This window comes from Corynebacterium sp. (assembly GCF_052107835.1).
GTDB lineage: Bacteria > Actinomycetota > Actinomycetes > Mycobacteriales > Mycobacteriaceae > Corynebacterium.
The window spans coordinates 41,199-63,427 of record NZ_JBQEDF010000014.1 but is presented as its reverse complement, the minus strand read 5'-3'; the positions used below and the strand labels follow the sequence as shown (position 1 = coordinate 63,427).

The following is a 22,229-nucleotide window of genomic DNA, read 5'->3' as shown; positions in this document are numbered from 1 at the left end:
TTAGAATCTGAAAAGATGACAATTTGTGAAAGAAACAACAACACGACACACCCCCGCAGTGGGGGCTGGATTGACCCCGAAGGTCAGATGGCTGCGGGCTGCCAGGACGGTGACGCCCGGGGCATGACATGGTCGAGCAGGTCGACGGTGTGCCGCAGCCCCTCCACGGCATCAACCACCAGGTCCTCATGCTCGATGGCCAGAACCCCGTCGTACCCACCCAGTCGGAGGTCACTCAGGAGCTGACCCCAGAAGGTGGTACCGCCGGGCTGGCCGAGGCCCAGGGTCACGAAGTTCCATGCCCTGTCGCGGGGAAGACTGATGTCGGTGGTGTCCAGCACGCCGTGGGTCTCCACGATGCCCGGGTTGAGCCGAAGGTCCTTGGCGTGGACGTGGTAGATCGCGGACTGGAGCTCCCCCACGACGGCACGGGGATCCGCCCCCTGCCACATGGGGTGCGAGGTGTCGAGGTTCGCCCCGATCCGGTCGCCCACGGCCTCCCGCAGGCGAAGCAGCGTCCTGGCGTTGTACACGAGTTGGTTGCCGTGCATTTCGACGGCGAACCGCACGCCCCGCGCCTCTCCGTACGATGCGAGGTCCTCCCAGTAGGGCAGGGCCACGTTGTTCCACTGGTACTCCAGGATGTCCTGGGTTTCCGGGGGCCAGGCCGTCGTGACCCAGTTGGGTGTCCGGTCGCCTGCCCCTCCCCCGGGGAGGCCGGACATGCAGACGACGGTCGGGGCCCCGACCCGCTGGGCGAAGTCGACGGCACGCCGCAGCGTCCTGTCGTCCCTGTCGCCCTGAAGCGGGTGCAACTGGTTCCCATTGGCATTGACGGCACAGATCCGGAGACCCCGGGACGTGACTGCGTTCAGGAAATCATCCAGTTTCGCGGCGTCGCCCAGGAGAGTGTCGGCATCGCAATGCGGAGCAGTTGACCAGCCACCGACCGGGAACTCCAGGTCCGTGATCCCTAGCTCGACGCATGTGTCGAGCATGTCCTCCAGTGGCAGATGGGACAGCGAGTCGGTATGAACACCAAGGCGCACGTGTGCTCCTTCCTGTGGCCTCGCCTCTCTCGCAATCAACCCCGGATTCCGTTCCGGTGGGCAGCGGAGGAGACGGTTGGCATGTGCTGTGATATCCCCGCATCAGCGGGTCATCGTATTTGTTACGTCATTCTAACAAGGTCGATGTGATGCACACCATAGCACTGTGGTTTCCCTCCGAAAACCCCCCTGGAGAAATCCCTCCCCTACAGACCGGGGGCGGAGCACGGAACCGACATGCAATCCTCGGTGGTTACGGCCCCGTGGCCCCGTACGCGGCGCTGCCGACCCAGCACCGATCCCGGGGGTGAAACGGGGGGAACCATCGTCAGGGGAGACGGGCAGTTACCACACCGGCTCCTGATCCGACGTCCGCTACAGCCCCGCCGCACCGAGCCCTGCCCTGCGGTTCCCCGACGCCTGACAGACGTCACGGGCAGCCGGAGAAACTCCGACCGCCCGTGACGTGCGTATCTGTGAACTGCCCCCGCGGGGGCCCTCCCCTTTTACTCCCCTCCTACTGCGCCGACAGCTTCCGGTACTCGAAGACCTGGTCAATGATGCCGTAGTCCTTCGATTCCTCGGCGGTGAGGAACTTGTCGCGGTCGGTGTCGATCCGGACCTGCTCCTCGGTCTGGCCGGTGTGGCGCGACAGCGTCGTCTCCATCAGCCGGCGCATGCGCTCGATCTCGTTGGCCTGGATCTCCAGGTCGGAGACCTGGCCCTGGGTGCCCTGCGTGGCGGGCTGGTGGATCAGCACGCGGGAGTTCGGCAGCGCGGCGCGCTTGCCCTTCGTCCCGGCGGCCAACAGTACGGCGGCCGCGGACGCGGCCTGACCCAGGCAGACGGTGACGATGTCCGGGCGCACGTACTGCATCGTGTCGTAGATGGCCATCAGGGCGGTGAAGGAACCACCCGGTGAGTTGATGTACATCGTGATGTCACGGTCGGGGTCGAGCCCCTCCAGCACCAGCAGCTGGGCCATGATGTCGTTCGCCGACGCATCGTCCACCTGGGTACCCAGGAAGATGATGCGCTCCTCGAAGAGCTTGTTGTACGGGTTGGATTCCTTGGCGCCCCAGGAGGAGTGCTCCACGAAGGACGGCAGGATGTAGCGGGACGTGGGCAGCTGCGCGTTGGACGCCTGCCCCGTGAGCTCGCTGGCGTGGGTGAAACCTGTCATGTTCTCGCTTCCCATTTCTTCTACTGCTCCTTCGCCGAGCTGATGACGTGGTCGACGAATCCGTACTCCAGCGCCTGCTGCGCAGTGAACCAGCGGTCACGGTCGGAATCCTTCTGGATCTGCTCCAGGGGCTGTCCGGTGTGCTCCGAGATGAGCTCCGCCATCTCCTGCTTGGTCTGTGCGAACTGCTCTGCCTGGATGGCGATGTCGGCGGCGGTACCACCGACACCGGCGGACGGCTGGTGCATCATGATGCGGGCGTGCGGCAGCGCGTAGCGCTTGCCCTTCGTCCCGGCGGACAGCAGGAACTGCCCCATCGACGCGGCAAGGCCCATCCCGTAGGTGGCGACGTCGCACGGTGCGAACTGCATCGTGTCGAAGATCGCCATGCCCGCGGTGACCGAACCACCGGGCGAGTTGATGTACAGCTTGATGTCCTCGTCCGGGTTCTCCGCACTGAGCAGCAGAATCTGGGCACAGAGCTTGTTGGAGATCTCGTCGTCCACCTGGGTTCCCAGGAAGATGATCCGCTCGCGCAGCAGACGCTCGAACACCGAGTCGTTGAGGTTCATCCCCGCGGCTGAGGTCATCTGCGCCTCGCGCAGCGCCTGACCGGCAGACATGTCATTAGTGCTCACTTATGCTCCTCGCTCAAGTTCACGTGTTTGAATTACCACCAGACTAGTCAACACCGTGCAGTGCGTGTGTCCATCCCACCCCCTGTTCGCTGTCAGCGCACGGCAGTCCCCGCCGGGGAATCCGCCCCGGTTTCCGTCGGCACTCCCGGGCAGACGACCCGGCGAAATCCACCCGCACCTCGTGCATGGTCTCCATCACCTCGATCACAGCGAAGGTCGCGGCGGCCGGCCCCCACGGATCCACGACTGTTCCCGGGAACTGCTGTGCCGCGCGGGCCCGCCCGGGCAACGTGAGCTAGGAGGTCTGCTGGATCTGGTCCTGGGCCATGCGCCACAGTCAACGGCCTCTCGCACCCCAACGAACTTTCGCACCGCAACGATCGCTATGGAATCACCGCTACGCGTTTGACCTGCAGTGATGACAAAGCACCTCCGGCACAGACAGTGCCGGAGGTGCGAATGTTCCTCGAAGTCCCCCGGAGGGACGCTGACGGGACTACTTCTCCTCGGCCTCCGCGGCCTCAGGGGCATCCTCGGTGGCCTCGACGGTGATCGTCTCGGTCTCGCCGGACTCAGCGCCGGCCTCAGCGTCAGCGCCCTCCTCCGTCAGGTCGGCTTCCTCGCCGAAGAACTCCTTCGGGTCGATGGACGTGCCGTTGGTGTCGGCGACGGTGACCTTGCAGATGTTGATGGCCAGGGCCTTGCCGCGGCGTACGTCGGCGAAGAGGTTCGCGATCTGGCCGGACTGCTGCAACTGCATCACGAACTGGTTCGGATCCATGCCGTAGCGCTGCGCGGTGAACAGGATGTGGTCGGTGAGCTCCTGCTGGGAGACCTCCGGCTTCTCGATGTCCGCCAGGGAGTCCAGGAACAGCTGGGTGCGCACCGAGTCCTCGGCGGCCTCGCGGGTGTCCGCCTCGAACTTCTCGCGGGTGATGTCCTGCGCGGCGAGCATCTGGTCGAAGATGGCCTGGTCGCCGCCGAACTGGCCGAGCAGCTGCTGCATCTGGCCGTCGACCTGCTCCTGGACAACGGACTCCGGCAGTGCAACCTCGGTCTTCTCCAGGGCTGCGGCGAGCACCTTGTCGCGGATGTCGCCGGCCTGCTGGCCCTTGAGCTGCTCCTCGACCTGGGACTTCAGCGAGTCCTTGAGCTCCTCCAGGGTGTCGAACTCGCTGGCGAGCTGGGCGAAGTCGTCGTCGAGCTCGGGGAGCTCGCGCTCCTTGACGGACTTCACGGTGACGGTGGCCTGGGCCTCGTCCTCGGCGTGCTCGCCGGCCACCAGCGTGGTGGCGAACTCGGTGGACTCCCCCTCGGACAGTCCGGTGACGGCGGCGTCCAGCCCCTCAACCAGGGACTCGGAACCGACCTCGTAGGACAGGCCCTCGGAGGACGCCTCGTCGACCGGCTCACCGTCGACGGTGGCGGACAGGTCGATGGACACGAAGTCCCCGTCCTGCACGGCACGGTCGACCGGCTTCAGCGTGCCGAAGCGGGCGCGGAGGTTGGTCAGCTCCTCCTCGACGGACTCGTCGTCGGCGACGATCGGGTCAACCTCGACGGAGAGCCCGGCGAAGTCGGGGACCTCGACCTCGGGGCGGACGTCCACCTCGGCGGTGAAGGTCACGTGGTCATTGTCCTCGAGCTCGGCGATGTCGATCTCGGGCTGGCCGAGTGCCTTGATGTCGTGCTCCTCGACGGCCTCGCCGTAGCGGCTGGGCAGCATCTCGTTGAGGACCTCGTTGAGGATCGACCCCCGACCCAGACGAGCTTCCAGGATCTTCGGCGGCACCTTGCCCTTGCGGAAGCCCGGCAGGGTGACCTGCTGGGCGAGGGACTTGTAGGCGTTGTCGAACTCGGGCTTGAGTTCCTCGAAGGGAACCTCGACTGTGAGCTTGGCGCGGGTGGCGCTGAGCTGTTCAACGGAGCTCTTCACGGATGCACACTCCTGTGTGTTCTTGTCGGTGTACGGGCTTCTCCCGAATCCTCACCTATCGGCGGGGCCAGGACGGCCGGGGGCGGCCACCGGTTTGGTCGTCGCCGATTTTAACGTGTGGCCGAGGCGGCCTGACAGCGGGGTCGGTCTGAACGAGACCACACTCCCGCATGCCGCTCCGGCACCCGTCGGGATAGCGGGATTTGAACCCACGACCCCTCGCTCCCAAAGCGAGTGCGCTACCAAGCTGCGCCATATCCCGTCAACAGAATTTCTGCTGGGCTCTGATGTTACGGGGTGCCCGTTTCAGCCGACAACGGTGGGGTGCCGGTTCGCGGTCAGTCCGCCAGTCCGGTGTTCTTCGCCGCGTCGCGGGACGCTGCGTTCCACGCCGGGATCCAGTCCGGCACGTCGGACGCGGCGTCCTGCACCCCGTCCCCGGCCCCGTCCTTCGGCGTCAGCAGTGCCGCCATCTCCTCGTCGCTGACGGTTCCGCCCTTCTTCTTCAGGACGCGGAGCCGCACCACGGCGTGGGCGCAGACCGTCCCCCGGTTCACGAAGGCCTGCTCCACGAACACCGCCCGGGCATCCCCGCTGAGCATCCGGGTGCGGATCTCGAACTTCTGCCACGGCATCAGGGACCGCCGGTAGTTGATGGTCTGCCCGGCGACGACCAGGTAGTAGCCGAGTTCCTCCGAGCGCGCGTAGAGCCCGGAGCGCATCATCAGTTCGGTGCGCGCCAGGTCCATCATTGTCAGGTACCGGCCGTTGTTCATGTGGCCGAGGGTGTCCAGGTCGTTCGGCAGCACCCGCAGCGGGGTGGCCACGGTGTCCCACGGGGCGAGCGCCGGGAGCCGTCGGCTCCGCAGGACGGTCAGGATGAGTCGCAGATAGAGGTTCACGGAACGATCACTCTAGACCCCGGGAACCTCCGGCGCACATGCACATGGACAAAGGTCGGCCCCGGCGCTCTCGCTGCCGGGGCCGACCTTGTTTGGAGGGAATGACGGGAATCGAACCCGCGTCTTCAGCTTGGAAGGCTGAGGTATTAGCCACTATACGACATTCCCCTGGTTCCGCCGACGACGATACACCACCGCGGCGGGGCGCGAAAACCCGGTGGCCCGGAACGGGCACCGGGACGCTAGAACGCCTTGAATCCCGAGGGACGCGGCACGTTGCGCAGGTTCGACTTCGCCAGGCTGAACATCTTGCCCACACCGCCCTCAAGCACGGTCCGGGTGGCGGCGCGGCTGAATCCGGCGACCTGCTCCAGGGAGATCTCCGGCGGGATGGACAGGGCGTTCGGGTCGGTCACCACGTCCACCACCGCAGGGCCGTCGTACGCCAGCGCCTCCGCCAGCACCTTCTTGACTTCCTTGGGGTCCTCGATGCGGAAAGCCTTGATTCCGCAGGCTTCGGCGATATCGGCGTAGCTCACGGGCTCGGAGTCGGTGCCGTAGTCAGGCAGCCCGCCGACGAGCATCTCCAGCTTCACCATGCCCAGTGAGGCATTGTTGTAGACGATCGCCTTCAGCGGCACCTGGTGCAGCTTCACGGTCAGCAGCTCGCCCATCAGCATGCCGAGGCCACCGTCGCCGCACATGGAGATCACCTGGCGCTGGCCCTCCACGGCCTCGGCCGCACCGATGGCCTGCGGCAGGGCGTTGGCCATTGTCCCGTGCCGGAAGGACGCCAGCAGGGTCCGCTTCGCGGTCGGGGTGATGTAACGGGCGTGCCACACGTTGCACATGCCGGTGTCGGCGGTGAACACGGCGTCGTCGTCGGCGAGGTCGTCGAGGACGTAGGACACGTACTCGGGGTGGATCGGCACCTGCTTCTCGATGTTCTGCGTGTACGCGTCGATCACGTGGCGCAGGTTCTTCTCCTGCTTCTTGAGCATCGACTGCAGGAAGGTCGCGTTCTCCTTCTCGTCGAGCAGCGGGAGCAGGTCGTCGATGGTCGCCGCCACGTCGCCGGTGACCGGGTACTTCACCGTGGTGCGGCGTCCGATGTTCTTGCCCTTGATGTCCACCTGTGCGGTGTCCGTGTCGCGCGGGAGGAACTCGGTGTAGGGGAAGTCGGTTCCCAGCAGGATCAACAGGTCCGCTTCATCGAATGCCTCCGAGCACGCCCCGTAGCCGAGAAGCCCGGACATACCGACGTCGAAGGGGTTGTCGTAGTGCAGGTACTCCTTGCCGCCGTAGGCGTGGCCGACGGGAGCCTTGACCTTGTCCGCGAGTGCGAACACCTGCTCACGTGCGCCCTTGCAGCCCGCGCCGCCGAAGATCGTGACCTTGGTGGCCTTGTTGATCGCCTCGGCGAGGTTGCTCAGTTCACTCTTGGACGGGTGGACAACCGGCTGGTCCACGGCAATCCGGGAGTTCAGCTGCGGCGACTCCGCCGCACTGTCCCCGGCGATGTCACCGGGCAGCACCAGGACGGAGACACCGTTGCCGGCCATCGTCGACTGGATCGCGTGGTGCAGGATCGTGGCGCCCTGCTCCGCGGAGTTCACCATCTCGCAGTAGCCGGAGCACTCGGCGAACAGTGATTCGGGGTGGGTCTCCTGGAAGTAGTGGGAGCCGATGAACTGGGACGGGATGTGGCTGGCGATGGCCAGAACCTTGCCACCGTTACGGTGGGAATCGTAGAGCCCCTGCACCAGGTGGGTGTTCCCCGGACCGCAGGACGCGGCACAGACCGCGAGCTTCCCGGTGACCAGTGATTCCGCACCGGCGGCGAACGCCGCCGCCTCCTCGTTGCGGACGTGGAACCAATCGATGCTGCTCCGCTTGACGGCGTCGACGACGGGGTTGAGGCTGTCGCCGACGAGACCGAATATACGACGGACCCCCTGCGCTTCGAGGGAGGCGACGAGTTGTTCGGCATAGGTACGTGCCATGGGGAAATGCTCCTGATTGACGTGAGGTAATGGACCCCCGACATTAGGCCGACTTGTCTCCCGCTGCATTGGGGTCCCGGCGGACTCCTGCCCGAACTAATGGAGAGATAAATACTTCACTGTGACTAAAGACACGTTAGCGGTCGTAAATGCTGCGCATGATGACTCTCGACCTGCACGTTTAGCACATCACTGTGCAGCAGGGTCGCGTATGACCACTTTTTAAGTACCGTTTAGTTTATGAAACCCACCATCATCGATTCAGACAGCGGTCGCCAACTCTGGACCGCTGCCCAGTGCGCCGCGTACTCCGGCACTGCCCGGGGGACGTTCACCAGCTACGCCGGACGCGGTCGTGCCCCGGAACCGGTCACGAAGTACCAGGGGCTGACACTGTGGGATTCTGATGCGGTGAAGGGGTGGCACGAATCACGCCAGCAGCGGGGCAACATCCCCTGCCCCGCCGAGACAGTCGCCGATTCCGCGTAGCGCGTAGCCTGTCTGCGCCCCGATTCCCCTGCCCCCGCGGGATCCCCGGCTTCCCTCCGGCGCCCTCCGGGAGCACTACGCCTTCGGGACCTCGGGGGTCTGGCCGGTCTGCTCGTAGGACTCGAGGATGTTGATGCGCCGCTGGTGACGGTCCGCACCGGACCAGGGTTGGGCGATGAAGGCGTCGACGATAGCGAGCACCTCGTCCTCGCTGTGCATCCGTCCACCGATACCGATGAGCTGCGCGTTGTTGTGCTCGCGGGCGAGCTTGGCGGTCTCCACGGACCAGGCGAGGGCGCAGCGGGCACCGACCACCTTGTTCGCGGCGATCTGTTCGCCGTTCCCCGAACCGCCGAGGACGATGCCGAGCGACCCCTCGTCCTCCACCGTCCTGGTCGCCGCCTCGATGCAGAACGCGGGGTAGTCGTCCTCCGGGTCGAAGGTGTGGGCACCACAGTCGACGACATCAAGGCCCTTGTCCCTGAGATGGTCGGCGATGAGGTTCTTCATCTCGAATCCGGCATGGTCAGCACCGAGGTAGATACGCATGACCCTGAGTTTATCCGACGCTCATGCCCGGTAGTTGATTGACGTGAAGTTTCCGGTGCCGGGCACGCGATGAACCCCGGACGGCGGTTCCGGAGGGGAGCCACCGTCCGGGGTTCATGCCCGGTCTCGCGGACCCTAGCTCGAACCTGCGGAGGCGGCCGAGCCCAGGGCCTCACCGATGTCCCCCGGAATCTGATTGATCAGATCCTCTCCACCGAGGGAGCCGACGACCGATCCGACGACACTGCCGCCGACGGCACCGGCACCGTCACTTCCGGCCAGCGAGCCCTCAGAGCTCAGCTGGCTGTTGTCACCGTTGAGAGCCCCCAGCAGAATGTCCTTGAGCTCGCCGAGCTGGGCGATCAGGTCAATAAGCCCATCCATGATCCACACCTACTCCCCGGCGGAGGAGCCGAAGATGCCGGCTACGGAACCTTCGGTGCTCAGGACGGACAGGTCACCCTTCAGCAGGCCAAGGACAATGTCGAGCAGTTCACTCAGCTGCGGGACGAGGTCGAGCAGGGCCGAAATGTTGTCAGAACCCATGGTTGTACTCCTTCAGAGTGTCAGCGGAGAAGTGAAGTCCAGCGGAAGGTCGACCGGAGCGCACTCCCCGGCGCCGCTGCTGACACTGAGCATACGACGATCCCAGATGAAATAATTGCGTTTCCAGCAAAAAACTTCACCGGTGCTGCTCCAGGCTCAGCCCCAGCTTCCGGGCACAGGGACAGCACATTCACAGTCGAACGACCAGGGGTACCCCCTCGAACAGTCAATCGGCCCGTGTCACAACCGGTGGATACCATCGTCGCATCAGAGCCGCGCACCGCAACTGGGACGCCTGACGTCACCTGACACTGAAGAATCGAGACCACGCATGAGAACCACATACCCCCACCGGCACCGGTGCGTCGCTCTAGGCGGTGCCATTGGGCTCACACTGGTACTGACCGCATGCGGTGGGGAGGCTGAGTCCGCCGAAGTAGAAGAGCCCACAACAGTCACGGAAACTGTGACCCGCACTGTCAAGGAGACAGTCACGGTCTCCGAAACACCCGAATCCACACCGGAACCCACGCCCGCAGCCGCCGCCGAACCTGAAGACGAAGAGAATGAACAGACAGAAACGGGTTCAGGATCATCCACGTCGTTCGGGGGCGGCACCCTTCTCGTTGGATCGGACATCCAGCCTGGCACCTACAGGAACGGTGACAGCAGCAACTACTGCTACTGGGAGCGTCTGTCCGGGACCAGTGGCGACTTTGAGGAGCTCATTGCCAACGAGTTCACAGAGGATCCCGCAATCGTCACCATCGCCCCCACGGATGTCGCGTTCAGCTCCACCGACTGCGGCACGTGGGAAATGGTCCAGTGACGCACCTGCTGAGAGGAGCCACCACCGCTGCCGCACATTTGCTTCCGGTGACCTGCAACGGTGGCTCAATATCCCCCAGCGACAGGTAGTCCCCTCGCGCAGGTCGTGTGACTACTCCGCGACCGGCCCCTCCGTGCGCGAGCGCTTCAGCTCGAAGAAGTGCTCGTAGCTGCCCAGGGTCACCGCTGCGTCGAAGATCTCCCCGGCCTGCTCACCACGCGGGATCCGGGTCAGCACAGGCCCGAAGAAAGCGTGGCCACCCAGCTCGATGACCGGGGTGCCCACGTCGTCCCCCACCTTGGCGATCGCGGTGGACTGGTAGCTGCGCAGCGTCGGCTCCCACGCGTCCGGCCCGTCGCCGCGGGCGTGCGCGGCCGCGGCGTAGTCGGCGGAGAGCCCGACCTCCTCGAGCACCTCGGCGATCAGGTCGTCGTAGCCGTTCTCGCCCTTGCGTCCACCCTCCCCCTGGTTGTGGATGCGGGTGCCCAGCGCGGTGTACAGCGCGTCCACCTTCTCCGGCTCCCTGGTGTACACCGCCGCAGCAACCAGCGCCGGACCCCAGGCGGCTTCCATGCCCGCCGCGTACTCCTCCGGCAGGTCGCGCCCTTCATTCAGCACCGCCAGGCTCATCGGGGCGAAGGAGACGTCGATGTCGCGCACGGCCTCGACCTCCTTGATCCAGCGGCTGGTGACCCAGGCGAACGGGCAGGTGGCGTCGAAGTACAGGGTGACCGGGGTCGGGGTGCTGTCGCTCATGGTGAGTTCCTCTCTGTCACAGAATGACGATGGCGGTTGGTGCAGGTGATTGATATGTCCGCCACCAGGGTACGCCGAACGACCATGCATGAAAGGGCCTCCTACCGAAGTGACCCAAACCAGGTGTATGTCCGTCCCAGGTACTAACGTGTTCCCCTATGAGTTCAACCAACCTGACCCGATCCGAGGCCGCCGAGCGATCGGACCTGATCACGGACGTCCACTACGTCATCGACCTCGACCTCACCGAGGGCGGTTCCCTGGACCACCGGACGTTCTCGTCGATCACCACCGTGTCCTTCACCGCCACCGAGGAGGGGTCGACGTTCATCGACCTGCGCGCCGAGGAGATCGCCACCGTCGATCTGGACGGCGAGGACATCCTCCCCGCGGCGGTTCCCGGGGACGGTGAGGGCCGCTACGACGAGACCCGCGGCCTGCAGCTCACCGACCTCACCGCAGGACGGCACGAGCTGACCATCGTCGCCGATTCCCTCTACTCCACCACCGGCGAGGGTCTGCACCGTTTCCAGGACCCGGCCGACAACGAGGTGTACATGTACACCCAGTTCGAGGCGGCGGACGCCAAGCGTGTCTTCGCCTGCTTCGACCAGCCGGACATCAAGGCGACCTACGACGTCGCCGTCCACACGCCGACGAACTGGACCGTTGTCACCAACAACACCGTCAAGGCGACCACCACCGGTGGGGAACGCACCGGTGAGACCACACACCGCGCCATCGTCGACTACCCGCTGTCGACCTACCTCATCGCCTTCTGCGTCGGCCCCTGGGCCCACGTCGAGGACTCCTGGACCGGGTCCATCACCCCGACCGCCGAGGTCGCCGGCGTCACCGACCCCCGGCTGGTGCCCGACGGCGAGATCACCGTCCCGCTGGGCCTCTACGTCCGCCAGTCTCTGGCGGAGCACCTTGACGCGGACGTCCTCTTCGGGGTCACCAAGGCCGGCTTCGACTACTACGCGACGAACTTCGGCGTGGCCTACCCGTTCCACAAGTACGACCAGATCTTCTGCCCCGAGTACAACATGGGTGCGATGGAGAACGCCGGCTGCGTGACCATCCGCGACGAGTACGTGTTCCGCTCCGCCGCCAGCCACTACGAGTACGAGCGCCGGGCGGACACGATCCTGCACGAGCTCGCCCACATGTGGTTCGGCGATCTGGTGACCATGCAGTGGTGGGACGACCTGTGGCTCAACGAGTCCTTCGCCACCTGGTCCAGTGCCATGGCGCAGACCCACGCCACCGAGTACGACACCGCCTGGGTGACCTTCGCCAACAAGGAGAAGTCCTGGGCCTACAGCCAGGACCAGCTGCCATCGACCCACCCGGTGTTCTCGGGCGCCAATGACCTGGTGGAGGTCGACGCCAACTTCGACGGCATCACCTACGCCAAGGGGGCGTCCCTGCTCAAGCAGCTCGCCGCCTACGTCGGCCTGGAACCCTTCTTCGCCGGCATCCGCGCCCACTTCGTCAACCACGCTTTCGGCAACGCCACCTTCGACGACCTGCTCGGCGCGCTCGAGAAGGCGTCCGGACGCGACCTGTCGGACTGGGCCGACCAGTGGCTGAAGACCACCGGCATCAACACCCTCGGCACCGCCACCGAGGTGGAGGACGGCAGCTACACCTCCTTCGCCGTCACCCAGTCCGGCGCCGAACCCGGCGCAGGAGAGACCCGCACCCACCGGCTGGCCGTCGGGCTCTACGACCTGCAGGACGCCGCCGACGGCACCTCCACCGTCGTCCTGCGCGAACGGGTCGAGACCGATGTCGTCGGCGAGACCAGCAATGTGCCCGATTTCATCGGCCAGCAGAAGGCGGACCTCGTCCTCGTCAACGACGATGACCTGGCCTACGGCTTCATCTCCCTCGACGACGACTCCCTGGCCACCGCGGTGGAGCACATCGCCGGAATCACCGACCCGATGGCCCGCTCACTGATCTGGTCCGCCGCCTGGCAGATGACCCGCAACGCCCAGATGCGTGCACGGGACTTCGTCGCACTGGTCGTCCGTGGCGCATGGGCCGAGTCCCAGCTCGGCGTGCTCGAGCAGATCCTCGCCCAGGCCATCGCCGCGGTCGAGCGCTACAGCGCTCCCGCCTGGCGTGACCAGGGCCGGGCCGAGCTGCTCGCCGGACTGCGTGACGGTGCTGAGCGCACCGGCGGGCAGGCCCGCCTGGCGTTCGTCCGCGCTTACGCCAATGCCGCGCAGAACGCCGGTTCCGTTGACTGGATCAAGGGCCTGCTCGGACTGGATCCGGGGCAGGACGCCGCCACCCTCCTCCCCGGCTTCACCGTGGACCAGGACCTGCGTTGGCGCCTGCTGACCGCCCTCGTCGGCACGCCCGGCGCCCTCGGCGAGGACGAGGCGGCCGAGCTGATCACCACCGAGGAGGTGGCGGACAAGTCCTCCTCCGGACAGATGAACGCCGTCCGGGCACGCACCGCGCTGCCGCTGGCGGAGACCAAGCGCGCCGCGTGGGACGCGGTCACCCTGCACGGTGCCGACATGTCCAACCTCACCCTGCGCTACACGATGGCGGGACTGACCCACGTCGGACAGGACGCCCTGCTCACGTCCTTCGGCCACGAGTACGTGCAGCGTGCCGTGGAGATGTGGAACGAGCTGTCGTCCGAGATGGCCCTGCGCACCCTCGAGGGACTGTTCCCGTCCTGGGACGGCTACCAGAATATCGCCGGTGATCTGCGCGCACTCGCCGCAGCGGACTCCACCCCCGCAGGACTGCGCCGCGTCCTGAACGAGGGAGTCTCCCGCGCCGACCGTGCCGCCGCCGCACGGGACGTCGACGCCGGCAGCGCCAGCTAGACCATGGCCCTCTACGACGCCATCGGCGGGGAGGAGATGTTCGCCCGCATCGTCCACGAGTTCTACCGGCAGATCCCTGACGACCCGATCCTGGGGCCGATGTACCCCGCCGACGACCTCGAGGGCGCGGAGGACCGCCTGCGCTGGTTCCTGATGCAGTACTGGGGCGGACCACAGACATTCAATGAGCAACGCGGGCACCCCCGGCTGCGCATGCGGCACATGCACTTCCACGTCGACACCGCCGCGCGCGACCGGTGGCTGGAACTGATGGGCAACGCCCTGGACACCGTGCCCGAGGCGGAACTACCCGGTCCCGCGCGCGCCGCGATCTGGAACCACATGCTGCAGGTCGCCAATATGCTGGTCAACCGTGAATGACCTGCTCGGCATCCTGGCCCCGGACAGTGGACTGTCAGGGGCCGGGCTCGCCGTACTCTTCGTCGGCGCCCTGGTGGCCGGAGGCGTGGACGCGGTCATCGGTGGCGGCGGCCTGGTCCTGATCCCGCTGTTCATGGCCGTGGCCCCCGGCATGGCCGCGCAGGTGGCGTTGGGGACGAACAAACTCACCGCCATGTTCGGCACCGCCAGTGCCGGACTGCGGATGATCAGGACCGTGAAAGTCGACTGGTCCCTGGTCCGGGTGGCGGCTCCCCTGGCGGCCCTGTGCTCGGCCGGGGGAGCTTTTCTGGCCGCGGCGGTCAGCAGTGACGTGCTCCGCCCGATCGTCGTGGTGCTCATGCTCGTCGTCGGGGTGTACGTCGCGATGCGTCCGCAGTTCGGACGCGACAGCGGTACCGGTGCAGACACCGGTTCCGGCTCACGTCCGGGCCAGCCGGTCAGCCGCCCACGTTTCCTGCTGGCGCTGGGCCTGGCCGGGGTGATCGGTGCCTACGACGGCTTCTTCGGCCCCGGTACCGGCATGTTCCTGATCATGGTGTTCACCTCGGTGATGTCCCGGTCGTTGATCCAGTCGCTGGCGACCACGAAACTGGTGAACACCGCGACGAACCTCGGCGGGCTGGTCGTCTTCGCTCTCGGCGGCCATGTGCTCTGGCTGCTGGGGATCGTCCTGGCGGTGTTCAACGTGATCGGGGCCCAGGTCGGGGCACGTATAGTCCTGAACCGCGGAACGGGGTTCGTCCGGATCGCGCTGCTGGTGCTGGTCGTGGTCATGTCCACGAAGCTCGTCTACGACATGGTCGGTTAGCCTCGTCAGTTGGGCGAAGGGATACGGGCCAACCCACCGGGCCGGGGGACGTAGGCCGTCCCGAACAGCGCGTCGATCCTGATCCAGGATCCCGTCGTGCTCACCCGGATCATGTCGTAGCGCCGGAGCTCCTCCCGCTTCGGCTCCACGACCAGGCCGAGCGCCCCGAGCGCGGCGACGACCCGTCCGGCGATCTCGATGATCCCCGCTTCTTTCGTGCTCGTCAGCCGCAGCAACGGCTGGTCGAGCAGGGACGGCGGGAGACCGGCGGGACCGGAATGCTCATCAGCCTCACGCTCCATCCCGGCGAACAGTTCACGGACGTCCGCTCCCGGGACCGTGTCGATCACTGTGTAACCCGTGGCGGGGGGCGGCGTCCCCGTCCACAGCATGTCGACGCGTCCCCCGAAGGTCAGGACGGCATCCTCCTCGGATCCGTCCTCCGCTGCCCCGGACAGCACCCCGGGCAGTGGATCCGCGAGGATGACCGCCCCATCTGTGGAGGCGACGGCGTGGATGCGTTCGGTCACGATGCAGCCCAGTGGGGTGGAGAGGATCACGTCGGTGGCGTCCTCCCCCACCGCAACGAAACGGGCCATCGCGCCGGAATCCATCCGGAGCGCCCGCGTGACGACCGCCGCTGTCCTCCGGAGGGTGGACCGTTGTGACTGGGCCGGACGGGTCAGCGTCAGCGTCACCTGGTCAGTGCTGCTACCCGCGCCGCCGCCGGAAAGGTCGAAGATCATGGGCACCAGCGTAGGCGATGCCTGCCGCACGGGCGTCCACACGGTGGCGGCCCCCGTCGCCCACAGCCGCTAGTTAGCGCTGTCCCCGTCGTCCACCGGGATCATGAACATGTTGATGACCTTGAGGTCGCTCTCGGACCATTCACGGGACTTGCCCGAGATCGGGTCAACACCCACGTTCACCGTGTCGATGACCGCGACCTCCCGGTGCTGCGCATTGCGGATCACCTGGCGCATCCTGAAGGACTTCACGCCCACCTCGTACATGAAGGACTCCACGACGACGGCCGTTTCACTGGACGACAGCGCCTTCTTGTAGTCCACCGAGGCCCACCGGACGACGAAAGCCGGAACCGCCATGTCGATCTCGGTGACGACATCGCGGACGAAATCTATCCGGGCGTCCTGCGAGAACTCCAGGTAGGCAGCATTGTTGACGTGCTGGAACTGGTCGAAGTCCGACCATCGCAGGTTGATCCGGGCGCTGTGGAACCGGTTCCCTGACTCCTCGTGGTCAACAAAGGTCATCGAATATCTCCTTACATGGGGCGGGGCCCCGGCGTGCCATGACGTCACGTGACGTCAACGCACAGAGGCCCCAACCCGCACGGCATCGCCGCACATCTACAGTTTTTGTCTGGTGACAGACATACTATCGCGAAAGACGCCGGTGTGTTACCCGGGACGGCTTGGCCGCCTCCGCACCGAGTCGCTCGACCTTGTTCTTCTCGTAGTCCTCGAAGTTGCCCTCGAACCAGAACCACTGCCCCTCGGCGATGTTGCCCTCCCACGCGAGGATGTGGGTGCAGGTGCGGTCCAGGAACCAACGGTCGTGCGAGATGACCACCGCACAGCCAGGGAACTTCTGCAGTGCGTTCTCCAGGCTGGACAGGGTTTCGACGTCCAGGTCGTTGGTCGGCTCATCCAGCAGGATCAGGTTGCCGCCCAGCTTCAGGGTCAGCGCCAGGTTCAGCCGGTTACGCTCACCGCCGGAGAGCACCTTCGCCGGCTTCTGCTGGTCACCGCCCTTGAAGCCGAACGCGGACAGGTAGGCGCGCGACGGCATTTCATTCTGTCCGACATGGATGTAGTCGAGCCCGTCGGACACGACCTCCCAGACGGTCTTGTCCGGGTCGATGTTCTCCCGGTTCTGGTCGACGTAGCTGAGCTGGACGGTCTTGCCGACGGTGACTTCGCCGTCATCCGGCTCCTCGAGACCGACAATGGTCTTGAACAGCGTGGTCTTGCCCACGCCGTTCGGGCCGATGACACCGACGATGCCGTTCCGGGGCAGTGTGAACGACAGGTCCTTGATCAGGGTGCGTCCGTCGAAGCCCTTGGTGAGGCTCTTGACGTCCACGACCTGGTTACCCAGGCGCGGCGGGGTCGGGATCTGGATCTCCTCGAAGTCGAGCTTCTTGTACTGCTCGGCCTCCTCGACCATCTCGTCGTAGCGCTGCAGGCGGGCCTTGTTCTTGGCCTGGCGCGCCTTGGCGCCGGAACGGACCCAGGCCAGCTCCTCCTTGAGGCGCTTCTGCAGCTTCTGGTCCTTCTTGCCCGCGACCTCGAGGCGCTCGGCCTTGGTCTCCAGGTAGGTGGAGTAGTTGCCCTCGTAGGGGAAGAGCTTGCCGCGGTCGACTTCGCAGATCCACTGGGCGACATGGTCCAGGAAGTAGCGGTCGTGTGTCACGGCCAGGACCGCGCCCTTGTAGTTGGCGAGGTGGTTCTCCAGCCACAGCACGCTCTCCGCGTCCAGGTGGTTGGTCGGCTCGTCGAGCAGCAGCAGGTCGGGCTCGCTGAGCAGCAGCTTGGCCATAGCGACGCGGCGGCGCTCACCACCGGAGAGGTGGGCGACGTTCTCCTCGGGCGCCGGGCAGCGCAGGGCATCCATCGCCTGCTCGATCTTGGAGTCCAGCTCCCAGGCATCGGCAGCGTCGATCTTCTCCTGGAGGACGGTCATCTCCTCCATGAGCTCGTCGGTGTAGTTCGTCGCCATTTCCTCGGCGATGGCCTCATAACGGGTCTTGACCTCGAAGATCTCGCCGAGGCCCTCCTCCACGTTGCCACGGACGGTCTTCTCCTCGTTCAGCGGCGGCTCCTGCAGCAGGATGCCCACGGTGGCACCGGGGTCGATGAAAGCCTCACCGTTGGACGGCTGGTCGATGCCGGCCATGATCTTCAGCAGCGAGGACTTGCCGGCACCGTTGGGGCCCACGACACCGATCTTCGCGCCCGGGTAGAAGGCCATGGTGACGTTGTCCAGGACAACCTTCTCACCGTGTGCCTTGCGTACGTTCTTCATCGTGTAGATGAACTCGGCCAATGTGTTCCCTCCGGGTTACGCTGTCGCGCCTGTTGCGCTACTTCGTGGCTGGTGGCTGCAACGCTTCACCGCGTCACCGGCGCGCCCTCGCGCATCCGGCCGCGGTTGAAGCGTCCAGCACGTACTTGTACGTCGGACCAGCCTACCGCACGCACTCGTACTTCCCCGAAGTGAACTGACGCGCAGCCCGACCGTCCTGCTGCGTCATCCCGTCCGCTGGTGTCGGGTCCCGACCTCCCGGACGCCTCAGGCTCCGATCCCTGTCCCCGTCATCGGGAGTCACCAGCTTCGCTGGCAGGATCCGCAAAGGTGCGCGTTCCCCACTCCGGAGGATCTGCGGAGCAACAGCGCGGAAACCTGCCCGCAAGTTCACCTAGTAGTGGTACCTCGCCTGGAGTATCACCACGTCACCACCGACCACAAGATAGACCAGTCGGTGTTCGTCGGTGATACGTCGCGACCACGCGCCGACCGCCCCGTACCTGAGCTGCTCAGGTTTCCCGATACCTGCATAGGGGTCCCGCAGACAGGCGTCAACCAGTGTATTGATCCGCTTGACGAGTCGGCGATCCGTAGCCTGCCAGTGCTTGTAGTCGGCACACGCATCGGGATCCCAGACAAGGTGCATCAATCCTCCCGGTCGAGGTCATGGAGTTCAGTCCGCCCTTCTCGTGCGCGTTCGTAGGCATCGAGCAGACGCCGCGCATTGGCCGGAGACCGGAACAGGTATGCCGTCTCCTGCCACTCCTCGAACTCCTCCGAGGACATGAGCACTGCATTGCCCTTGCGGGAGACGATCTCCACTGCTTCCGCGTCATCATTGACCCGCTCTATGAGCGGGTACAACGTCTTTCTGGCCTCGCTTGCACTGATGGACATGCCCAACCTCCTGCTCATACAGCGAGATGGTACCAGGTTTCGGTACCATCGTTACCTTGGGTTCCCTGCCCTGAGCAGAACTGTTCAGTAGGGCACGGACGCGCCTGCCGGAACGAACGCACTGTCGCCGGACGCAGCAGGTTCCAGCCCACCGTCGCCGTCGGAATTCGGGTCCGGGTCTGTCGACGGGTCAGCTGAGGAGGCGCCCTGGGAGGATCCTGGATACCCGGCCCCGGCCAGGCCTTTCTTCCCCTCCTCCTGACTGTTCTCGGCACCGTCGACGTCCGCCTCCTTGACCCTGCCCCGCAGCGACCAGGTCGACGTGGAGTGGCTGAGGTCCAGGCCCACGTTCGAGGCGTTGAGCCGCCAGATCGTCTGGGCGTAGGGCTCCCCAGCCCTGTTCTTCGGGCCGTCCTCCGGCCTGAAGGTGTAGGACGACATCCTGCCGGCGATGACCAGCGGTGCGCCCTTGACCACGCTGGCCATCACGTTGTCCCCCAGCTTCCCCCATGCCTGGACGTCGATGAACAGGGTACCGGAGTCCTTCCAGACGCCGTTGTCGTTCCAGCTCGGGGTGGACGCCATCCGGAACGTCACCAGTTTCTCTATGCTGTCGTGCCGCGCGGGGTGGGACGCGGCGAACCCCGTCATTGTCACGGACATCTGTTGCGTGGCCATCGTGTGCCACTCTCCTCCCCCCGGATTTCCCCGGGAATCATGCCGCCCCCAGGGGCGGCCCCGGCGGTCAGCGGGGTGGTCCCCACCTCTCCTCCCCCGGGTCACATCATCATCCCGCCGGTCATGTACCCAGGTCAAGCACCCGTTCTCACGTTGTGGACAACTCCGGAAGAACCTGACGGAAGTTATCCACACTCGCGCCCGACCTGTGGTTACTGTGGCTCGTCCGGGCCATTTTCGGACGTGTCGTCGGACCCGTCCACCCCGGGCCCTGCACCATCGGACGACGCACTGCGCCGCGTCCTGTCCGTCCGCTGCGACTTCTGCTTCTCCCGTTCCGAATGGACGTAACCCTGCACCTCACCCCGGTGGTACTCGGAGCCGTAGTAGGCCTCCGCCTCGCCGTCGCGTCCTTCCCGCAGGTCGGCGAGCATCGCATTGTAGGCCTCGAGGTCGGCATCATCGTCCCGGTCGGCCTTGCGGTCGTAGCGGGCCGCCTCCTTGCGGTCCTGCCTCAACCACTGCACCGCGTGCGCGGTACTGACCACCAGCAACGGCAACTCACTCAGGCCCCAGGCGATCGCCCCTCCGGTGTGCTGCTGCTCCATCAGATCCACGTCGAACGGCAGCTGCAACGACAGGTAGTACTCCTCGGCCAACGGCGACGCCATCTGCATCATCGCGATGCCGAACCAGGCGTGGAAGGCCATGGACGCCAGGGTCATCAGCAGTTTCATGAACGGGCTGAGCTGGCGTGGCGCGGCGTCCACACCAATGACCACCCAGTAGAAGATGTAGCCGGAGATCAGGAAGTGGATGTTCATGAACACGTGGCCGGCGTGGTCGGACGCCAGATCGCTGTAGAGATCCGACAGGTACAGCGCATAGAAACCCACGACGAACTGGAAGGCCGCCACGATCGGGTTGGTCAGGAACCGCGACACCGGGTTGTTGATGAACACCACCAGCCACTCGCGGGGTCCCGCCACCCCGTCGCGTCCTGCCGGGGGGAAGGCGCGCAGCAGCAGTGTCATCGGGCCACCGAGCACCCAGAACACCGGGATGAGCATGGTCAGCGCCATGTGCTGGAGCATGTGCGGGGCGAAAAGCGCCATCGAGTACATGCCCAGTCCGGAGCAGGTGACGAAAAGCAGGATCAGGTTGGCCAGCGTCCACCACACCAGCCGGCTGGTCCTCCATTCCACGCCGCGGCGCCGCACAGTGAAGAACGCCCACATGTACACGGCCTGCAGGAGCAGCGCGACGGTGCCGAAGATCAGGTCGAAACGCCAGTTGGTGAGCACCGCGACCATGCTGAACGGCTCCGTGACGTCGAAGCCCATGATCATCTCGGCCGGACTGATGTCGGCGACCGCCTCCACCGGCGGCGGGATCCGGGTCAGCGACAGTGCCACACCCACGGTGGCGGCCATGATGAAGACCTCCACCACCGCGAGTCGGACGAAGGGACGCTTCCACCAGGGTTCACGCCCGGACTCCTCCAGCCGCGGGATCGTCCAGCGGCGGTGGGCGAAACCGATGAACGCCAGCACAACCGTCAGTGCGGCCTTCAAGGCGATGACGCGGCCGTAGTCCGTGGTGAACCACTCGGAGAACGACAGGCGGATGCCGGCGTTGACCAGACCGGAGACTGCGATGCCGACGATGCAGACGACGGCCACGAAGCTGTAGCGGGACGTGATCACCGCCAGGTGCGGGCCACGACGGGCCGCGTGGGCGACCAGTGCCATCAGCCCACCGATCCACACCGCCGCCAGGACGATGTGCCACAGCAGCGAGTTCACCCCGTAGTCGTGGTTGCCGCCGGACGCGGAGTGGCCCTCCAGCGCGATCGGGACGAGGGACGCCACGGCGATGACGAAGAAGACCGGCTGCCAGATCCACCGGCGGGTGAACAGGGAGGCCACACCCACGATGCCGGCGATCCCCGCGATCCACAGCATCGCCTTCGCGGTGGCAACCTGTGTGATCGCCACGTCCCACATCGAGGGGTCCAGTGTCTCCTCCAGCGGCAGACCCGAGACGTCCGACAGGTACAGCGGGACGAGCAGCAGGGCGCACACCGCCCATGCGAGCATCGACCAGGTGCCTGTGCGGGACGCCCGGAAACCATCGAAGTCCAGGTAGCCGTCCCTACGGGCCGGGGTGCCGAAGGCACTCATCAGGAACGAGCCGATGCCCAGGCATGCCAGGACGGTGCCGATGCCGCGTACCAGGGGAAGTCCCCAGGTCGTGACCTGGCCGGGGTCGGGGATACCGAGGGCCGCCAGCGAGTCGCCGAGGAAAGCATCCCCGATGACGGCGGCGATGACACCCGCCATGACGGCGGCGATGACGTAGAGCCCGACCGGTGACCCCAGGCGTCGCGGGGTCGACCGGTTGGGCGGGGACGTCGGGGAAGGCGAAGTAGGTGTGTCAACAGCCGCATCGGACATGCACCGGACCTTACTAGCCTGACCCCCTCTCCCCCGATTCCGTGCCCGATTCCGTGCCCCTGGCCGGTGGTGCACTACGATGATCTACCGCAGGATGATCCTGCATCAGCCTCAGTAGCTCAGTGGATGAGAGCAACCGGTTTCTACCCGGTCGGTCGCGGGTTCGAATCCTGCCTGGGGCACCATCCGGCTCCGCTCCGAC

The 22,229-nt window shown here is 65.7% G+C and carries 22 protein-coding genes and 3 tRNA genes; 6 read left to right on the top strand and 19 right to left on the bottom strand.

Annotated features, from left to right (window positions below):
* Window positions 1–83 precede the first annotated feature (83 nt).
* The 8 genes from ACTIL2_RS05710 to ACTIL2_RS05675 form a co-directional block, all read right to left on the bottom strand.
* Window positions 84–998: a sugar phosphate isomerase/epimerase family protein gene (locus ACTIL2_RS05710; RefSeq protein ID WP_442336482.1), complete on the bottom strand. Its 915-nt coding sequence runs from the start codon at window positions 996–998 to the stop codon at window positions 84–86.
* 568 nt (window positions 999–1,566) lie between these two features.
* Window positions 1,567–2,232, bottom strand: coding sequence for an ATP-dependent Clp protease proteolytic subunit (locus ACTIL2_RS05705; protein WP_442336484.1), 666 nt, complete (start codon window positions 2,230–2,232; stop codon window positions 1,567–1,569).
* Between the two features lie 20 nt (window positions 2,233–2,252).
* Complete coding sequence (locus ACTIL2_RS05700) at window positions 2,253–2,855, bottom strand: ATP-dependent Clp protease proteolytic subunit (protein WP_442336483.1); 603 nt, start codon at window positions 2,853–2,855, stop codon at window positions 2,253–2,255.
* Window positions 2,856–3,366: 511 nt separating this feature from the next.
* Entirely contained in the window at window positions 3,367–4,806 is a 1,440-nt protein-coding gene (tig, locus tag ACTIL2_RS05695) for a trigger factor (protein WP_442336481.1), read from the bottom strand.
* A 188-nt stretch (window positions 4,807–4,994) separates the two neighbouring features.
* Window positions 4,995–5,068: transfer RNA gene (locus ACTIL2_RS05690), tRNA-Pro, on the bottom strand.
* 76 nt (window positions 5,069–5,144) lie between these two features.
* Window positions 5,145–5,708, bottom strand: coding sequence for an acyl-CoA thioesterase (locus ACTIL2_RS05685; protein ID WP_442336480.1), 564 nt, complete (start codon window positions 5,706–5,708; stop codon window positions 5,145–5,147).
* Window positions 5,709–5,801: 93 nt separating this feature from the next.
* Window positions 5,802–5,876 (bottom strand) — tRNA-Gly (locus ACTIL2_RS05680).
* A gap of 74 nt (window positions 5,877–5,950) precedes the next feature.
* A complete protein-coding gene (locus tag ACTIL2_RS05675; RefSeq protein WP_442336479.1) occupies window positions 5,951–7,711 on the bottom strand; it encodes a pyruvate dehydrogenase in 1,761 nt (586 codons plus the stop codon).
* Between the two features lie 240 nt (window positions 7,712–7,951).
* Between ACTIL2_RS05675 and ACTIL2_RS05670 the strand changes: the two genes are divergently transcribed.
* The gene (locus ACTIL2_RS05670; RefSeq protein WP_442336478.1) at window positions 7,952–8,200 is read left to right on the top strand and encodes a hypothetical protein; all 249 of its coding nucleotides are present in this window, start codon (window positions 7,952–7,954) and stop codon (window positions 8,198–8,200) included.
* A 75-nt stretch (window positions 8,201–8,275) separates the two neighbouring features.
* Here the strand turns inward: ACTIL2_RS05670 and ACTIL2_RS05665 are convergent, their stop codons facing one another.
* From ACTIL2_RS05665 to ACTIL2_RS05655, 3 genes are all read right to left on the bottom strand, one after another.
* Window positions 8,276–8,749: a ribose-5-phosphate isomerase gene (locus ACTIL2_RS05665; RefSeq protein WP_442336477.1), complete on the bottom strand. Its 474-nt coding sequence runs from the start codon at window positions 8,747–8,749 to the stop codon at window positions 8,276–8,278.
* A 135-nt stretch (window positions 8,750–8,884) separates the two neighbouring features.
* Window positions 8,885–9,133 carry a hypothetical protein gene (locus ACTIL2_RS05660; RefSeq protein ID WP_442336476.1) on the bottom strand — a complete coding sequence of 83 codons (249 nt, stop codon included), beginning with the start codon at window positions 9,131–9,133 and terminating at the stop codon, window positions 8,885–8,887.
* Window positions 9,134–9,142: 9 nt separating this feature from the next.
* Window positions 9,143–9,295 (bottom strand): hypothetical protein, encoded by a 153-nt coding sequence (locus ACTIL2_RS05655; RefSeq protein WP_442336475.1) that lies wholly within the window; start codon window positions 9,293–9,295, stop codon window positions 9,143–9,145.
* A gap of 331 nt (window positions 9,296–9,626) precedes the next feature.
* Between ACTIL2_RS05655 and ACTIL2_RS05650 the strand changes: the two genes are divergently transcribed.
* Complete coding sequence (locus tag ACTIL2_RS05650; RefSeq protein WP_442336474.1) at window positions 9,627–10,124, top strand: hypothetical protein; 498 nt, start codon at window positions 9,627–9,629, stop codon at window positions 10,122–10,124.
* Window positions 10,125–10,235: 111 nt separating this feature from the next.
* On the opposite strand, the gene ACTIL2_RS05645 is transcribed toward ACTIL2_RS05650, so the two are convergent.
* The gene (locus tag ACTIL2_RS05645; protein ID WP_442336473.1) at window positions 10,236–10,880 is read right to left on the bottom strand and encodes a mycothiol-dependent nitroreductase Rv2466c family protein; all 645 of its coding nucleotides are present in this window, start codon (window positions 10,878–10,880) and stop codon (window positions 10,236–10,238) included.
* Between the two features lie 158 nt (window positions 10,881–11,038).
* Between ACTIL2_RS05645 and pepN the strand changes: the two genes are divergently transcribed.
* The 3 genes from pepN to ACTIL2_RS05630 are packed head-to-tail and all read left to right on the top strand — an operon-like array spanning window position 11,039 to window position 14,945.
* Complete coding sequence (gene pepN / locus ACTIL2_RS05640) at window positions 11,039–13,735, top strand: aminopeptidase N (RefSeq protein ID WP_442336472.1); 2,697 nt, start codon at window positions 11,039–11,041, stop codon at window positions 13,733–13,735.
* Between the two features lie 3 nt (window positions 13,736–13,738).
* Entirely contained in the window at window positions 13,739–14,116 is a 378-nt protein-coding gene (locus tag ACTIL2_RS05635) for a globin (RefSeq protein WP_442336471.1), read from the top strand.
* Complete coding sequence (locus ACTIL2_RS05630) at window positions 14,109–14,945, top strand: TSUP family transporter (RefSeq protein ID WP_442336470.1); 837 nt, start codon at window positions 14,109–14,111, stop codon at window positions 14,943–14,945. Before ACTIL2_RS05635 ends, ACTIL2_RS05630 begins: the two co-directional genes overlap by 8 nt.
* A 5-nt stretch (window positions 14,946–14,950) precedes the next feature.
* Here ACTIL2_RS05630 and ACTIL2_RS05625 read toward each other — a convergent pair whose 3' ends face one another.
* The 7 genes from ACTIL2_RS05625 to ACTIL2_RS05595 form a co-directional block, all read right to left on the bottom strand.
* Window positions 14,951–15,691 (bottom strand): hypothetical protein, encoded by a 741-nt coding sequence (locus ACTIL2_RS05625; RefSeq protein ID WP_442336469.1) that lies wholly within the window; start codon window positions 15,689–15,691, stop codon window positions 14,951–14,953.
* 69 nt (window positions 15,692–15,760) lie between these two features.
* On the bottom strand, window positions 15,761–16,219 hold the full coding sequence (locus tag ACTIL2_RS05620) for an acyl-CoA thioesterase (RefSeq protein ID WP_442336468.1): 459 nt from the start codon (window positions 16,217–16,219) through the stop codon (window positions 15,761–15,763).
* 124 nt (window positions 16,220–16,343) lie between these two features.
* The gene (gene ettA, locus ACTIL2_RS05615; RefSeq protein WP_442336467.1) at window positions 16,344–18,014 is read right to left on the bottom strand and encodes an energy-dependent translational throttle protein EttA; all 1,671 of its coding nucleotides are present in this window, start codon (window positions 18,012–18,014) and stop codon (window positions 16,344–16,346) included.
* 373 nt (window positions 18,015–18,387) lie between these two features.
* Window positions 18,388–18,642: a Txe/YoeB family addiction module toxin gene (locus ACTIL2_RS05610; RefSeq protein WP_442336466.1), complete on the bottom strand. Its 255-nt coding sequence runs from the start codon at window positions 18,640–18,642 to the stop codon at window positions 18,388–18,390.
* Window positions 18,642–18,893 carry a type II toxin-antitoxin system Phd/YefM family antitoxin gene (locus ACTIL2_RS05605; RefSeq protein ID WP_442336465.1) on the bottom strand — a complete coding sequence of 84 codons (252 nt, stop codon included), beginning with the start codon at window positions 18,891–18,893 and terminating at the stop codon, window positions 18,642–18,644. Before ACTIL2_RS05605 ends, ACTIL2_RS05610 begins: the two co-directional genes overlap by 1 nt.
* A gap of 84 nt (window positions 18,894–18,977) precedes the next feature.
* A complete protein-coding gene (locus tag ACTIL2_RS05600; RefSeq protein ID WP_442336464.1) occupies window positions 18,978–19,571 on the bottom strand; it encodes a single-stranded DNA-binding protein in 594 nt (197 codons plus the stop codon).
* Between the two features lie 212 nt (window positions 19,572–19,783).
* Complete coding sequence (locus tag ACTIL2_RS05595; RefSeq protein WP_442336463.1) at window positions 19,784–22,027, bottom strand: cytochrome c oxidase assembly protein; 2,244 nt, start codon at window positions 22,025–22,027, stop codon at window positions 19,784–19,786.
* A gap of 108 nt (window positions 22,028–22,135) precedes the next feature.
* On the opposite strand from ACTIL2_RS05595, the gene ACTIL2_RS05590 reads away from it, so the two are divergent.
* Window positions 22,136–22,212: transfer RNA gene (locus ACTIL2_RS05590), tRNA-Arg, on the top strand.
* Window positions 22,213–22,229 lie beyond the last annotated feature (17 nt).

Bases quoted from the DNA above. Each gene is read 5' to 3' on its own strand.
- ACTIL2_RS05710 (WP_442336482.1), bottom strand. From the start codon at position 998: ATGCTCGACACATGCGTCGAGCTAGGGATCACGGACCTGGAGTTCCCG.
- ACTIL2_RS05705 (WP_442336484.1), bottom strand. From the start codon at position 2,232: ATGACAGGTTTCACCCACGCCAGCGAGCTCACGGGGCAGGCGTCCAAC.
- ACTIL2_RS05700 (WP_442336483.1), bottom strand. From the start codon at position 2,855: ATGTCTGCCGGTCAGGCGCTGCGCGAGGCGCAGATGACCTCAGCCGCG.
- ACTIL2_RS05675 (WP_442336479.1), bottom strand. From the start codon at position 7,711: ATGGCACGTACCTATGCCGAACAACTCGTCGCCTCCCTCGAAGCGCAG.
- ACTIL2_RS05670 (WP_442336478.1), top strand. From the start codon at position 7,952: ATGAAACCCACCATCATCGATTCAGACAGCGGTCGCCAACTCTGGACC.
- ACTIL2_RS05665 (WP_442336477.1), bottom strand. From the start codon at position 8,749: ATGCGTATCTACCTCGGTGCTGACCATGCCGGATTCGAGATGAAGAAC.
- ACTIL2_RS05660 (WP_442336476.1), bottom strand. From the start codon at position 9,133: ATGGATGGGCTTATTGACCTGATCGCCCAGCTCGGCGAGCTCAAGGAC.
- ACTIL2_RS05655 (WP_442336475.1), bottom strand. From the start codon at position 9,295: ATGGGTTCTGACAACATTTCGGCCCTGCTCGACCTCGTCCCGCAGCTG.
- ACTIL2_RS05650 (WP_442336474.1), top strand. From the start codon at position 9,627: ATGAGAACCACATACCCCCACCGGCACCGGTGCGTCGCTCTAGGCGGT.
- ACTIL2_RS05645 (WP_442336473.1), bottom strand. From the start codon at position 10,880: ATGAGCGACAGCACCCCGACCCCGGTCACCCTGTACTTCGACGCCACC.
- pepN (WP_442336472.1), top strand. From the start codon at position 11,039: ATGAGTTCAACCAACCTGACCCGATCCGAGGCCGCCGAGCGATCGGAC.
- ACTIL2_RS05635 (WP_442336471.1), top strand. From the start codon at position 13,739: ATGGCCCTCTACGACGCCATCGGCGGGGAGGAGATGTTCGCCCGCATC.
- ACTIL2_RS05625 (WP_442336469.1), bottom strand. From the start codon at position 15,691: ATGATCTTCGACCTTTCCGGCGGCGGCGCGGGTAGCAGCACTGACCAG.
- ACTIL2_RS05620 (WP_442336468.1), bottom strand. From the start codon at position 16,219: ATGACCTTTGTTGACCACGAGGAGTCAGGGAACCGGTTCCACAGCGCC.
- ACTIL2_RS05610 (WP_442336466.1), bottom strand. From the start codon at position 18,642: ATGCACCTTGTCTGGGATCCCGATGCGTGTGCCGACTACAAGCACTGG.
- ACTIL2_RS05605 (WP_442336465.1), bottom strand. From the start codon at position 18,893: ATGTCCATCAGTGCAAGCGAGGCCAGAAAGACGTTGTACCCGCTCATA.
- ACTIL2_RS05600 (WP_442336464.1), bottom strand. From the start codon at position 19,571: ATGGCCACGCAACAGATGTCCGTGACAATGACGGGGTTCGCCGCGTCC.
- ACTIL2_RS05595 (WP_442336463.1), bottom strand. From the start codon at position 22,027: ATGTCCGATGCGGCTGTTGACACACCTACTTCGCCTTCCCCGACGTCC.